This window comes from Rhodococcus sp. FH8 (genome assembly GCF_019266085.1).
GTDB lineage: Bacteria > Actinomycetota > Actinomycetes > Mycobacteriales > Mycobacteriaceae > Rhodococcus_F > Rhodococcus_F qingshengii.
On record NZ_LPNQ01000057.1, the window covers coordinates 1083654 to 1097479 of the forward strand.

Annotated in this window: 14 protein-coding genes; 4 read left to right on the forward strand and 10 right to left on the reverse strand. The window is 60.3% G+C overall.

Translation table 11 applies throughout. From position 1 onward, the window contains the following. Positions 1 to 37: 37 nt before the first annotated feature. Entirely contained in the window at positions 38 to 1510 is a 1473-nt protein-coding gene (locus ATN38_RS07860; protein ID WP_218747779.1) for an aromatic amino acid ammonia-lyase, read from the reverse strand. A gap of 196 nt (positions 1511 to 1706) precedes the next feature. Beyond that, entirely contained in the window at positions 1707 to 2381 is a 675-nt protein-coding gene (locus ATN38_RS07865; RefSeq protein ID WP_058037649.1) for a TetR/AcrR family transcriptional regulator, read from the reverse strand. A 110-nt stretch (positions 2382 to 2491) separates the two neighbouring features. Between ATN38_RS07865 and ATN38_RS07870 the strand changes: the two genes are divergently transcribed. Further along, complete coding sequence (locus tag ATN38_RS07870; protein WP_054187474.1) at positions 2492 to 2866, forward strand: nitroreductase family deazaflavin-dependent oxidoreductase; 375 nt, start codon at positions 2492 to 2494, stop codon at positions 2864 to 2866. Positions 2867 to 2875: 9 nt separating this feature from the next. On the opposite strand, the gene ATN38_RS07875 is transcribed toward ATN38_RS07870, so the two are convergent. The 4 genes from ATN38_RS07875 to ATN38_RS07890 form a co-directional block, all read right to left on the reverse strand. Continuing rightward, positions 2876 to 3427, reverse strand: coding sequence for a TetR/AcrR family transcriptional regulator (locus ATN38_RS07875; protein ID WP_007732757.1), 552 nt, complete (start codon positions 3425 to 3427; stop codon positions 2876 to 2878). Positions 3428 to 3454: 27 nt separating this feature from the next. After that, positions 3455 to 4141, reverse strand: a complete 687-nt coding sequence (locus ATN38_RS07880) for an ABC transporter ATP-binding protein (protein WP_003939803.1) — start codon at positions 4139 to 4141, stop codon at positions 3455 to 3457. Next, positions 4138 to 5268, reverse strand: a complete 1131-nt coding sequence (locus ATN38_RS07885; protein WP_003940527.1) for an ABC transporter permease — start codon at positions 5266 to 5268, stop codon at positions 4138 to 4140. The genes ATN38_RS07880 and ATN38_RS07885 overlap by 4 nt, the downstream gene beginning before the upstream one ends. Before the next feature lie 142 nt (positions 5269 to 5410). Continuing rightward, complete coding sequence (locus ATN38_RS07890) at positions 5411 to 6361, reverse strand: TauD/TfdA family dioxygenase (RefSeq protein WP_099697509.1); 951 nt, start codon at positions 6359 to 6361, stop codon at positions 5411 to 5413. Between the two features lie 175 nt (positions 6362 to 6536). On the opposite strand from ATN38_RS07890, the gene ATN38_RS07895 reads away from it, so the two are divergent. The 3 genes from ATN38_RS07895 (at position 6537) to ATN38_RS07905 (ending at position 9817) form a co-directional block, all read left to right on the forward strand. After that, on the forward strand, positions 6537 to 7304 hold the full coding sequence (locus ATN38_RS07895) for a MerR family transcriptional regulator (protein WP_218747780.1): 768 nt from the start codon (positions 6537 to 6539) through the stop codon (positions 7302 to 7304). A 78-nt stretch (positions 7305 to 7382) separates the two neighbouring features. Then, positions 7383 to 8939 carry an alpha/beta hydrolase gene (locus tag ATN38_RS07900; RefSeq protein ID WP_218747781.1) on the forward strand — a complete coding sequence of 519 codons (1557 nt, stop codon included), beginning with the start codon at positions 7383 to 7385 and terminating at the stop codon, positions 8937 to 8939. 92 nt (positions 8940 to 9031) lie between these two features. After that, complete coding sequence (locus ATN38_RS07905) at positions 9032 to 9817, forward strand: IclR family transcriptional regulator (RefSeq protein WP_007732760.1); 786 nt, start codon at positions 9032 to 9034, stop codon at positions 9815 to 9817. Positions 9818 to 9822: 5 nt separating this feature from the next. Here ATN38_RS07905 and ATN38_RS07910 read toward each other — a convergent pair whose 3' ends face one another. Genes ATN38_RS07910 through dhaL form a run of 4 tightly spaced genes read right to left on the reverse strand, consistent with a single transcriptional unit; the run spans position 9823 to position 13807 of the window. After that, complete coding sequence (locus tag ATN38_RS07910) at positions 9823 to 10578, reverse strand: SDR family oxidoreductase (RefSeq protein WP_007732761.1); 756 nt, start codon at positions 10576 to 10578, stop codon at positions 9823 to 9825. Further along, positions 10565 to 12295 (reverse strand): IlvD/Edd family dehydratase, encoded by a 1731-nt coding sequence (locus ATN38_RS07915; protein ID WP_042448473.1) that lies wholly within the window; start codon positions 12293 to 12295, stop codon positions 10565 to 10567. Before ATN38_RS07915 ends, ATN38_RS07910 begins: the two co-directional genes overlap by 14 nt. Beyond that, entirely contained in the window at positions 12288 to 13181 is an 894-nt protein-coding gene (locus ATN38_RS07920) for a 3-keto-5-aminohexanoate cleavage protein (RefSeq protein WP_007732764.1), read from the reverse strand. The genes ATN38_RS07915 and ATN38_RS07920 overlap by 8 nt, the downstream gene beginning before the upstream one ends. After that, positions 13178 to 13807, reverse strand: a complete 630-nt coding sequence (dhaL, locus tag ATN38_RS07925) for a dihydroxyacetone kinase subunit DhaL (protein WP_007732765.1) — start codon at positions 13805 to 13807, stop codon at positions 13178 to 13180. The genes ATN38_RS07920 and dhaL overlap by 4 nt, the downstream gene beginning before the upstream one ends. Positions 13808 to 13826 lie beyond the last annotated feature (19 nt).

Below are 13826 nucleotides of genomic sequence, written 5' to 3' on the forward strand. Positions count from 1 at the left end.
TTCGAGCACACACCTACTTGTGATTCGGTCCACCTGCTTACTGGTCGAGCGGTTGAGAAAGAAAGTTCACGGCGGCACTCAGATCTGCACTGAGTGGCCGGTCTTCGGTCCTCGTGTCCAGCACCAAACGCGCACGCGCGAGGTACGCGCCGAGCTCGGTCGCCGGATCCAGCTCACGCTGTTGTTGCGAGAGTGCGCGAACTGCCGAGATCAGTTCACACGCCAGCACCAATCGAGATTGGGCAAGAATGTCCGCCAATTGAGTTGCAGCTTGGGATGCGAAACTTGCGTGATCCTCGGTGCCGCGCGAAATTACCGTGTGGCCCAACGACCCCGGTGCCGCCGACGAGCGGATCTCGGCAATGGCAGCAGAAGTCGTGTATTCGAGAAGCATGGTTCCGCTGCTGCCGTCGGGACCGTCTGCAAGGAACGCACGAAGGCCGGTGACTGCGGGGTCGGAGAGGTTGGCGAGCCGACATTGCGAGAGCAGGGCAGCACTGGCGACCGCCAACTTCGCCTCGTCGACTGCAAGGGCTATTGGCATTGCGTGGAAATTTCCGTTGTGGAACACCATGTCGTCTTCGACCGACACCAGCGGATTCTCCGAAGACGAATTCATCTCGATACTCAGCGTGTTCTGCAGTCGATGCACCGCTTGCCAGGTGGCACCCAAGATTTGCGGTAGGGCGCGAAACCCGAACGAGTCCTGAACTCTCACGGGTGTGATGTCGTGTGGTGCCAGCAGATCGCGAACCCGCTCTGCGACTTCCGCTTGACCGAAGTGCATTCTTGCCGACTGTACTTGTGCAGCAAACGGTTCGACAGAACTACGCGACGCAAGCACGGAAAGAACACTGACAACCAAGCAGTGCTGAAGCCACCCCGCGACTTCGATACTGGTGTCGCCGGCGATCGCCACCGTCATCGCATTGGTGGAAATGAACGGAAGTGCATCACCGTGGTGCGGAGTCCAATCGATTCCGGTGCGTCCGTCGCGAAGCGGGCTCTCGCCGATCAGCCCCATGGCGATTTCGGAGAACGCACTCAGGTCACCCGTTCCGATCGCACCGCGTGCGTGCACTGTCGGCAGGTTCTGTGAAGCAACAGCAGCAACCAGACCGTCGATGATGTCGGGATGCATACCTGAGCCGCCGTTGAGGATCTGGTTGGTGCGGATGACGATCGCGGCGCGCACCAACCGGTCAGGGAGCCTGGGGCCCGATCCCGTTGCGTGACTTCTCAGAAGCCTCAGATCCTGCTGCACACCGTCGGAGACGGATGTTTCGCGATTCCCGCCTACCCCGGTAGTGCGCCCGTACACCGCTTGACGGGAGGAAACCCGAACCGCGGTCTTCCATGACCGCCGTGTGAGCTCGAGAGCCGCGTCGGCAGGTCGAATCACGGCCGGCTCTCGCGCGATTTCGTTCACCCGGTGAACCGACAACCCTTTCCCGTCGAGCAGGACATTGTCGTCTTCCGTCCGGTCTTCTCCAGGAAGACGTTCAGTCATCAGAACTCCATCGATCGAAGGACTCGGCCACCGAGGGCGTGCATCACATCATCTACGCAATGTGCCTTGTGTCACTTTTGATGAATGTATAGTCCTGTATATACAGCCACCTGTCAATAGGGACACTGCAGCTCACCCGCGTGCACACAACCTTGCGTCACCTCAGTAAGGGTGAGCAACTGGACACGAATCGTCGCTATTCGAGGACCGGTGCCGCCGATGCGCGACGCGCCTCGAGCGCATCGAGGATGAGATCGAGACCGTAGGCGAACTCACTCGTGTGGTCGTAAGCCGGACTCAGACCGTGATCGACGATCATCTCGTGAAGGAAGGGCAACTCTTCAGCCGGAAGGCGCTCGAGGATGTCACTCGCAACTTCTTCGACGTCGACGGGCCCGCTGATCGGCAGATTCGCCTCCTGGAGAACATATCCGCCGATGTAGCTGTCGATCAGCGAGGCTCCGTGGGCGGCCATCGGGAGTGTGAACCCGGCCTTCCGGAGCACTCCGAGCACAGCGTCGAGATGACGCAGGGTCGCCGAGCCAGGGCTGCGTCGCGAATCCAGCAGACCGAGAGCCCAACGGTGCTGCGACAGGACTGTGCGAGCAGAAAAGGCGCGTCCACGGATTGCATCTCGCCAATCCGCACACTCACTGTCGGGCAGGTCGATCGCCTCGAAGACCGCATCGACGAGGCCGTCGAGAATCGCATCTTTGTTGGGCACGTGGTGGTAGAGCGACATCGCCTCGATGCCCAGCTCCTGGGCCACCCGTCGCATCGTGACGGCTTCGACACCACCCGCGTCGGCAACGCGGATCGCACCCTCGATTACGCGAGTCCTGTTCAGCGACTGTCGCGGTTGCCGTGACACACAGACTCCCCTCGGCGGAACGAATACGTTGACAACCTTACATACGTAAGTCACCCTTACAGGTGTAAGCCCGCCTTACGCTCGTAAGGCGATCGAGAGAGGAGATCACAATGCCGATGCCTAGATGGTGGGGACATGTCAACAAACGAGTGTTCAACCCGCGTGCAATTTCGAGCGGTAAATGGCCGGTACTGACTCACGTCGGACGCACATCCGGCACGACCTACCGGACGCCCCTCGACGCCTATCCGGTCGAGGGTGGCTACGTCTTCATTCTGGTGTACGGATCAGGCTCGGACTGGGTGCAGAACGTCCTGGAAGCGGGAAGCGCTCGACTGTCGGTCGACGAGACGGAGGTGAGACTCGGCACCCCACGCCTCGTCGCGAAAGACGAAGCATTTCAAGCACTTTCCTCAGACGTGTCCCAACCCCCGAGGCTGCTCCGCATCACCGAGTACCTTCGGATGGATCTGATTACGGCCTGAGGGTGCCCGTCACGCGAGGACCTCACGCACGGCGGACCTGACTTCGTCCATGCTGCAACCGGATTCGATCAGTTCAGTACCCGTATGCACCAGCGAGTTGATCAACTTGGCGGTGAGCTTCGGGTCCGACACGCCACGGAGGCGAAGGGCCTCGACCAGCGGAAGCACAAGACTGTCGTGCATTTCCATGATCCGCGAATCTCGAAACGTTTGCGGGGTCAGCGTCGCCAGCGCTCCGACTATCGCATGCTCCCCGTCGGCAACCAGTTGGAGGTTTGCCTCGACGTACGCCCATACCGGATCGTCTGCGCCTGCCATCGCCTCGACGATCTTGTCGTTCCAGCGCGGGAACATGTCTTCGACGACGGCACTGAGGAGATCTTCCCGGGACCGGAAGTAGTGGTAGGCACTCGACCTGGCGAGCCCTGCCTTCGCTGCCACCTCACCGAGCCCCGGCGGCCGGTCCGGGGCCTCGGACAGAAGAGCGTGTGCAGCGTCGAGGAGAGCACGGCGCTGAGCAGCACGATGCTCGACCACAGTGGGCGCATCGATCCTCGGCACCGAATCTCCTCCAGTCGCCTCGCGGGCTTACTCGCTCTGACGCAACCGACCGTCAACCATTTCGAGGATGCGGTCGCAGTGCCCGAGCACGTCGTGATCGTGGGTCACCATGATCGTAGCGACGCCTGCCTCGTGAGTTTCGCGCGAGAGCAGTTCGACCACCTCATGGCTGCGTTTGCGGTCGAGAGCAGCCGTCGGCTCGTCGACGAGCAGTAGCGAGGGATTGCTCATCAATGCCCGAGCGATACCGACGCGCTGGCGTTCACCGCCGGAGAGTTGACCGGGTCGACGATCTGCACGGTGACTCATACCGACCGAGTCGAGCAACTCCTCGGGATCGCGACCCGGCCGCCCCGTGAGCTTGGGAATCAGCCGAAGCTGATCGCGCGCCGTCAGCGCTGGAATCAGGTTGCCGGACTGAAAGACGAAGCCGACCTTGTCTCGTCGAAGTTTGGCGAGAGCACGGGCCGGCATCGCCGACACGTCCACGCCGTCGATGACAATCGTTCCACTCGACGGCCGACCGAGTCCGCCGGCCACAGCGAGCAAGCTCGACTTTCCAGCGCCTGACGGTCCGACGATCGCGACAAGTTCGCCGCACGAGACCTCCAGGTTCACGTTGTCGAGGGCGAGCACGGTGGAGTCACCGTCACCGAATCGAAGACTGACAGCGGTCAATACCAATCCGGTTGTGGTCTTTTCGACTGTGGTCATCGGTTTTCTCCCAATGCGGTGAGCGGGTTGACACGGGTAACACGGACGATGGCAACGGCTGCGCCGACCAGCCCGAGTACCGCCAAGAGCACTGCGCCGTTGACGACGGGGCCGGACTCGAGGGCGAACGGCATCCCCCCGCCTTCGAGCCCCGAACCGAGCCCCAAGCCCAGCAACACACCGAGGCCGATGGAACCAAGCAGCACTACCAGTGCCTGCGCCATGCCGTCACGAAGCAGGAAGCCGGTAGAGGCTCCCATCGCGCGCAACACTGCGAGTTCACGACCGCGCTGAACCGTCCAGATACTGAAGAATGCACCGACCACCAGCGCCGAAATCGCGTACAGAAACGCCTTGATCATCGACATTGTCATCATTTCCGCAGAGAAGCCTGGTGAGGAGTCGAAAGATTCCTCGAGCGTCTTTGCGGACGTTCCCGCCGCCGCATCGCCCGACACGAGGTCCGGCAACGCGCCACCAACGCCCCGAATCGCAACAACACTTGCTTCGGAATAGGCACTGGCATTGGCGGTTTCGCCGATCTTGGCACCGGCGTGAACCTCCTGCCAAGTACGCAGGGGCAGGTAGGCGACGTCGACGTGACCGAAAGTGCGCTTGTCTTCGGTGAATCCGACAACTGTCAGCTCCGTACCGAGTCGATCGAGTATCACGGTGTCACCGATCGCAACACCGTCGTCACGGAAGGTAGAGCTGACGATGATGTCCGTGTCGGCATGCAGCCCCCTCCCGTCGGCGGAGACGGGCTCGAGGAAGGAGCCAGGTTCGATGCCGAAGAGCGTGAGATCGACAGGCGTGCCACTGCGAGTTTTTGCATTGACGATCATGTTGCCGAAGAGCTCGGCGTCTTGGACATCGGGTTGCATACGCCATGCCTGCGCCTGCTCCTCGGTGACGACCGAGCGCGAAAACGCCGAGTCGGCTTTGGTGTCCGGCGCGAAGGCAAACGCCTGAATCGGCGTCCGCTGCAAAGCGGAGACACCGTCATTTACCAGTCCGGACGAGAGGCCGGACAGAATCACCATCAGGATCGAGATGAGGGCAACCACGGCACCCATCAAGAGGAATCGATTTCGCGCAAACCACAGTTCACGCAGGGCGAGGAACATTCGGGAAGCTCCAAAGTCGTCGATACGAGTCACGCCGACTTTTATCGACGCCTTGTCGAAATCATATCGACATGGCGTCGAAAAACTATGTGAGGTGCGTTACTACTACCCGTAGTAGACACTCGAGGGACTGAGCGTCGTATCAGCCCCCGACGCCCACCGGTCGATCCCCGACAATCGAGATTCGATCCATCACACGACGAGCCGGGAAGTAGTCACTGGCCGCGTAGTGCTGGCAGGTCCGATTGTCCCAGAAGGCAACAGTATTCGGCTCCCACTTCAAACGGACCTGAAATTCCGGACGATTGACGTGGCGATACAGCATCGTGAGAAGTTCGTTCGATTCTTCTTCTGACACACCCAAGATCCGTTGCGTGAAGGTCATGTTGACGAACAACACCCGCCTGCCACTTTCCGGAATGATCCGAACCACCGGATGCTGCACAGCGGGGAACTTCGGACGCAACATCTCGACCGCATCCACCGGCATCGACCTGCCGAACGAGTTGATCCAATCGTGTTCTGCAACAAGCGGGTCGATACGCTTCTTGATGTCTTCAGGAAGCAGATCGTAGGCAGCTGCAGTATCGGCCCACAAAGTGTCACCACCCACCTCTGGCACCTCGACCGCACGAAGAACTGCTGCGAACGAAGGAAACTCGTGCCACGTAACGTCGTTGTGCCAGTTGTTCTCGACTCCGCCGACCATCGCATCCTTCGCCAGTGTCGTGACATCGACGTCCGTCTGCCCGGGCTGCGTGTACTTGAAGAACGGATGCTGTTCGAGATCACCCCAACGCTCGGCAAAAGCTCGATGTTCCGCTCGGTCGAGGTCCTGATCGTGGAAGAAGAGGACTTTCCATTCGAGGAGAGCTCGGCGGAGTTCCGCAATCACGGCATCAGACAGGCCCCCGCCGAGTCGAATACCGGAGATTTCCGCTCCGATCGTCGGCGCGACCGCCTTGACCGCAAAGTGTTCGTACGGTGCCGGAACTACCGACTCGGGATTCCGGCGAGCAACGAGTGGACCGTACGCAGCAAGCGGGTCGGTGGGGATCGGAAAGATTGTTGCCGCAGGAAAAAGGGTAGCCATCAGGGCACTTCCTCGAAATCGACGATGTCGTAAAGGACAAAAGTCAGATTAAGTCCGCCTCCTTAAAGTGTCAACGGTCACGTTCTCCGGCGCGAATCTTGACCCTGACGCCGCGTCAAGGTTGGAGAATGGTTTTCACAGACGGAATCCGATTCGATCACGGGAGGGCAGGGCGATGATGACCATCGGCGAGCTGGCCAAATTGGCCGGCACCACCGTCAGGTCCGTGCGCTACTACCACTCGAACGGCCTTCTCGAAGAACCACAACGCCAACCCAACGGCTACCGCACGTACCGGGCGGTGGACCTGGCACGACTGAGTCGCATCCGCCGCCTGCGCGATCTGGGGATTCCTGTTGCCAAGATCGCCGAACTACTCGACGGCGACGCTCACGACACTCGGTCTGCACTCGATGCCCTCGACAAGGAATTGGCGACGAAGGCCGAACAGATCGCTGTTCAGCGTGCGCACATCGAGTCGCTACGCCGCAATGCCGATCCTGAACTACCCGACGCGTTTTCGGAAGTGCTCGCACAGTACGTCGTTGCCGGTGCGCCGACAGCGTGGATCGACAACGAGCGTGAACTTCTGATCCTCGCACTCACGGTCTCCGGGGGCGATCCCGAGGTCTGCGATTCACTCCTGTCCGCCCATCGCCGGGTATTGGCCGAGCCGAACCGCGAGCAGGCCATCGAATTGATAACTCGCATGTATGCCCTCGCCGACGCACCGGCTGACGCGGACACGATTGCGGCCCTTGCCATTCAGTTCTGCGACTTCACCGAGAGCGTGCTACCCGAACAGGCTGCACCGGAGGACGCTTCCCCCACCCGGCTGGTAGCGGTGCTGCGCGAACACCAAGCGGATCGACGAACCGTCACCCAGGAAAGATTCGCGAAGGGTGTGGCCGCGGAGTTCGCCGCCCGTCAATCCCGCCTCTGAAAAACCCTGATCAACCCCCACATTCGAAGTGGGGTGACCAACACTGCCCGAAAATGGGCTCAACGCAAGGACACGACAATGACTGGATTCACCATGCCCAGATCACGCATGCCTCGACCACGAAGGTGGCTGGCTACCACAATCGCCGCTGCCGCGCTCGCCGTACCTGCATTGGCGGCGTGCTCGGATCCTGCTACTCCGCAGGAAGATCCACAATCGAATCTCAGCGCGTTCTACGAACAGGATCTCGAGTGGGGGCCATGCGCCACAGATACCGGAACGTCGACCGCAAGTGAATGCGCCATGGTCACAGTACCTTTGGACTATTCCGTCCCTGACGGCAAAACGATCGAAGTGGCGATCTCGCGGGTCGCGTCCACCGACCCCGCACAGCGACGAGGGATCCTGCTCACCAACCCCGGCGGCCCGGGTGGCCGAGGACTGGGATTGCCCGAGATTCTGAATGCGGGCATGACACCGGAAGTCGCAGCGGCATACGACGTCATCGGCATGGATACCCGAGGACTCGGCAAGAGCACACCGATCGACTGCGGCGTCGAACAGATGACATGGATGCGGTCGCCGGGCACCACGGACGAGGGATGGAACGAGAGTGTTGCGCTCGCACGCGAGGCCGCTGACACATGCTGGGACAAGTACCCGGACTATCTGCCGCACATCAATACTCAAAACATCGCCCGAGACCTCGACGTGATTCGTGGCGCCCTCGACCAGGAGAAGGCGTCGTACTTCGGGTGGTCGTACGGCACATACCTCGGTGCAACCTATGCTCAAATGTTCCCGGACAGGATCGACCGTGTGGTTCTCGACAGTGCACCGGATCCGAAGAAATACGGATACGAGATGTTCCAGGACATGGGCCCGGCCAACGAGAAAGCGATCGACGGATTCTCGCAGTGGGCAGCAGAACACAACTCCACCTATGCACTCGGATCGACGCCCGCCGAAGTTCGCGCCCTCATCGAGAAGCTGATCTCGGACGCGGCCACCACTCCGATACAGATCGGTGACCATGCCGTCGACGATCACATCCTTCCATTCCTGATGTACGTCAACGGAACCGGCGACACCGAAAAGGAAAGCGAGGCATTCGCACAGGTATTGGTTCAGTTGCGCGATCTCGCCGCAGGCAAGACCGTCGAGAACATCCATCCCCAGCTGACGGGATTGATGCAGGCATGGTTCCAGACCGAACTGGGAACCGGTCCTGACTATGCCGGGACAATCGCCATCGTCTGCGGAGACGTATCGATGCCGAGCGATCCCCAGTGGTACCGCAACAAGTTGGAGGAGCACCGTGATGATCAGCCGATCTTTGCCGGCACACACAACACGATCATGCCGTGCGCGTTCTGGCGCAGTGAGGCCACTACGCGGATCGACATCGACAACAACGTTCCGGCATTGCAGATCCAGGCAACCGGTGACACCCGCACGACGTACGACGAAGGCCTCGGCATGCATGAAGCGATGAAAGGCTCACGGCTCGTGACAGTTCCAGGCCGCACTCATGCGGTGTTCCCGGGCTACGCGAATACTTGCGCGAACGCCGCCGTCAACTCGTACCTGCTCGACGGCTCACTGCCGGCCGAAGACGTGGTGTGCGAGTCGTGACGATTTCCGGCGATCCCATCACCGGAAGACCTGCGTGATCTGATGCGCGATTGCCCCTCGACAATCTCGCATCAGGCAGACAGAATAGTTCGGTGAGTCCCATTCATCGGGCCGATGGCGAGGTTTCCGCAATTGGTCGTTCCACCGAGATACTGAAGACTTTTCGTGACAGCTCAGGCGTTCTCAGCGCAGCAGCGCTTGTTCGACGGACAGGCATGGCCAAAACAACGGTGTATCGAATGGTCGACGATCTCGTCCGAGTCGGGTTGCTCGAACGGCAAGGAACCAATTACCGCTTGGGTCTCCTCCTGTTCGAGATCGGCGAATCTGTTCCACGGCAGCGAAACCTCCGCGAAGCAGCGCGGCGCCACCTTTCGGCCTTGCGTGAAGCAACGGGACACAACGTGGGACTCGCTGTATTGGACGGTTTCGACGTGGTTTACCTTGATGTCTTCCGTGGCGACGACGGACCACGCCTTCCGCAGCAAATTGGTGGTCGGTGGCCTGCACACGCAAGTTGTTCCGGCAAAGCAGTATTGGCGTTCACCAACTCTGGGGATTTCACGATGCCCACTGTCCTCGAAGCACACACCGAGAACACCATCACCGATCCCGAACTCTTCCACCGAGAACTGGATCGTGTTCGCAAGCGTGGTGTCGCCTTCGACCGCCAGGAAGCATTTCCCCGAATCGTCGGCGCCGCAGCACCAATATTCGGCCCGGACGAAGGCGTCCTCGGCGCAATCTCCATTTCCGGTATGGCAGGCCGAATAAATCTGACCCGTATCGACGCGGCGGTGCGGACGACGGCAATCGCCATCTCACGTGATCTCTCGAGTGCCCAGTCCGTCGTCCGCCCTGTCCTACAACGACGCTGATGCCGTCAACCGCGCCCGACGTACGGCATCCGGTTTGCCATGATCGTCAGAGTCGGGACATTCACGTCGAGTGGTAGATCTATCAGTTGCACAACGGTGTTCGCGACATGACGAGGATCGAATGTCGGCTCGGGCCTGGTGGTGCCGTCAGCTTGTCTTGCCGAGTGGCCGATTCCGGCTGTCATGTCAGTTGCCGCATTGCCGATGTCGATTTGACTGCAACAGATGTCGAACTCTCGGCCGTCGAGAGAGATCGACTTCGTCAAACCTGACACACCGTGTTTGGTCGCCGTGTAGGCGGCACTGTCGGGCCGGGGCGTGTGAGCGGAGAGCGACCCGTTGTTGATGATCCGGCCTCCTCTCGGATCCTGTGTTTTCATGATACGAATCGCTTCACGCGCACAAAGGAATACGCCGGTGAGATTGGCTGCGACTGTCGCGTTCCACGCTTCAGGATCGATCTCGTCCACACTCCCCGACGGCCCGAATGTCCCTGCGTTGTTGACAAGCACATCGAGTCTGCCGAAACGCTCAGTCACGGATGTGAACAACCGGTGAACCGATTCGGGCGAGGACACATCAGCGGGAATTACCACTGCGCGCTCGTGACCCCCACCTGTCGCTTCCAAGCTCACGCTGTTTCGACCAGCCAATACAACGTGGTGTCCTGCATCGAGTAGACCTCTGGCCATTGCGCGGCCGAGTCCCGACCCTGCACCGGTCACGACCACGACTCGGCCGACACGCTCAGTGATTGTCACCGTGTACCTCCGTTCCACGCCTGCCCACCAGGAAATCGAAATCGACTCCGCGGTCGGCCTGCATCACATGATCCACGAACAGTCGTTGATACCCACTCGTACTCTTTTGTACGCGTGGCGGCAACGCCTCGAGACGCCTGGCCAGCTCGTCGTCGTCGACGAGTACACGCAAGACCCCACGAGCAACATCCAACTCGATCAAATCACCATCCCTGACCGCGCCGAGAGGCCCACCGGCATCCGCTTCGGGCGCAACGTGCAAAACGACTGTGCCGAAGGCTGTTCCGCTCATTCGCGCATCAGAGATCCTGACCATGTCTCGTACACCCCGCTCGAGCAGCCTTCGAGGGAGTGGCAGATTACCTACTTCTGGCATACCCGGAAACCCCTTCGGTCCAGCGCCGGTGAGGACGATGACGTCGTCGGCCTCGATGTCGAGATCCGGCGAGTCGACGCGCGCCGTGAAGTCGTCCATTCCGTGAAACACGACCGCACGGCCCACGTGGCTGAGCAACTCCGGCGACGCCGCAGATGGCTTGATCACTGCACCGTTCGGCGCGAGATTGCCGGTCAATACCGCTATGCCGGCTTGCTCCAGCAACGGTGCCGCCGTGCTACGAATTACGTCGTCGTCCCAAATTGTTTCGCCGGAGTTGTTCTCACCGAGAGTCTTTCCGGTAACCGTGGCGGCATCCAGATGGAGGATGTCTCCGAGCTCGGCGATCACCGCAGGCAGTCCGCCTGCGTAGAAGAAATCCTCCATCAAATAGGTACCCGAAGGCATGAGGTTGACCAGCAGGGGAACGTCACGACTCTGCTCCCCGAAATCGCTGAGCTCGAGGGGAATTTCCAGCCTTCCGGCGATGGCAAGCAAGTGCACCACAGCGTTGGTCGACCCACCGATAGCCGTGTTCACCTTGATCGCATTCTCGAATGAATTTCGGTCGACGACCGAAGACATCGTCAGGTTCTCGGCCACCATCTCCACGATTCTCACGCCGCTGTCGCGTGCAAGTACACGTCGCCGTGAATCCACTGCCGGGATCGCAGCGTTACCGGGGAGCGTGAGGCCCAAAGTCTCGACAAGCGACGCCATCGTCGACGCGGTGCCCATAGTGTTGCAGTGACCGGGCGATCGAGACATAGCCGATTCCGCTGCTCTGAACTCACATTCACTCATGCATCCGGCTCGCACTGCTTCACTCATCTCGAACACCGAGGTTCCAGATCCGACAGTCTTACCTTGATGGCGGCCGTTCAACATGGGCCCACCGGATACGACAATGGTGGGAAGGTCACAACTGGCTGCGCCCATCACCAGCGCCGGGGTGGTTTTGTCGCAGCCGCAGAGCAGTACGACGCCGTCGATCGGATTGGCTCGAATCGACTCCTCCACATCCATGCTGACGAGGTTCCGATAGAGCATCGTGGTGGGGCGGATGATCGTCTCACCCAATGACATCACCGGAAACTCAACTGGAAATCCGCCTGCTTCGATGACTCCCAGTCGCACCTGCTCGGCCAGATCTCTGAAATGAGCGTTGCACGGCGCGAGCTCGGAATACGTGTTACAGATACCGATAACCGGTCGGCCGTCGAACATCCGATCAGGGATACCCTGGTTCTTCATCCACGAGCGGTGGATGAATGCATTGAGATCATTGCCTCCGAACCAATCCTGCGAGCGAAGTGTTCTACTCGTCGGTGTTCTACTCATCCGAACCCTCCAAACCAAGGATTGCCCTTGCCTCCCCAGGTGTTGCAGGCTGCATTCCGAGTCGCTGGACGATGTCGATGATGTTCTCCACCAAACGAACGTTCTCGGCCGGCTCTCCATTCGCGAGAAACGGATAGTCTTCGATTCCCACACGCACGTGCCCTCCGAGCAGGAGTGCATGAGTCAGACCACGCAGTTGATCTGGCCCGCTGATGCTCACGGAGAAGACCGATTTCTCCGGTAGGTGTTCCACCATCTGCTGCAAGATCTGCGGGGAGTACGGCATCGCATTCTGAAAAGTTCGATCAAGTCCCAGTACAAGATTGACGAGGTGCGGGCCAGGCTGCCCTTCGGTCAACGTACGTATCTCCTGGAGCAGATGTGACGGGCTGAAGGCCTCCCACTCAGGTTTGATTCCTAGTTTGCGCATTGACGCTGCCAGTTCGGCGGCACGACTGGGCGGCGTGTCCATCAGTACCTCACCGACCGGTGAGGTCACATAGGCCGTGATGGCATCGAGCGTGCATGTGTCTGCGCCGCCATGCAGGCCCTGGAGCCTCGCGTCCCAGTCCACGATGCGCGCACCGTCACTGCGAACACTCACCATGTCACCGTTGACTCCGCCGCCGGTCGAGTTGTTGATCACGATGTCGCAGCTTTGGCGGACAAGCGTATTCATCTGCCGATAGATTGCGGCATCACAGGTCGCTTGATCGTCCGGTCGTCGAGCATGAAGTGCTGCCACGCTGGCTCCAGCGCTGTGGCAGCGTGCCACATCCGCCGCAATCTGCTCAGGCTGAGTCGGAATGAACGGATTGTCGGCAACAGTGAGGAAGCCACCCGTCGGGGCAACTGTGACGATGACCTTGTCTCGCAGATCGCTCATGCCGGAACGCTCCTGTAGCTGGATGCGGCGAAGAACATGGCAATCGCCGATGCCCCCGGGTCCTCGACGCCCCTGGCGTGTTCTCCCACGTAGGTCGCGCGTCCGCGGCGGGCGAGCATCGCGCGAGTCGATTCGGCGCCGAGCCTCGCAGCCGTGGCCGCAGAGTTCAAGGCAGCGGACAAGGTTGCCCCGCTGACTGCCGCCTCGGTCAATGCGCTGGTTGCGGGGACCATGGCGTCGACCATGGTCTTGTGACCCACCTGGGCATTGCCGAGACGCTGCACCGCAGCTGTCGCCGTACCCAAGGCAGAAGCCAAGTCTGTTGCGGTCACTTCAACTCCAGAGACTGCTCCGATCCGGCCGAACCACAGACCGAGAAGTGGTCCGCTTGTCCCACCGATGTCGAGAAACGCATCCGACGTACGGGCGAACACTTCACCAGGACTGGTCGGCGGGTCGGAACGAAGTCGTTGCACCGCACTTCGCAGGCCCGTCCGCAGATTCATTCCGAAATCGCCGTCTCCGACAAGCCGGTCCAAATCTGTGAGGGAATCGAATTGATCTTCGGCGGCATCGGCAAATCGATCGATCCACGCCCGAGTGTCCCCGACGCTCAACATTGTCATCATGAAACTCTTTTCAGTA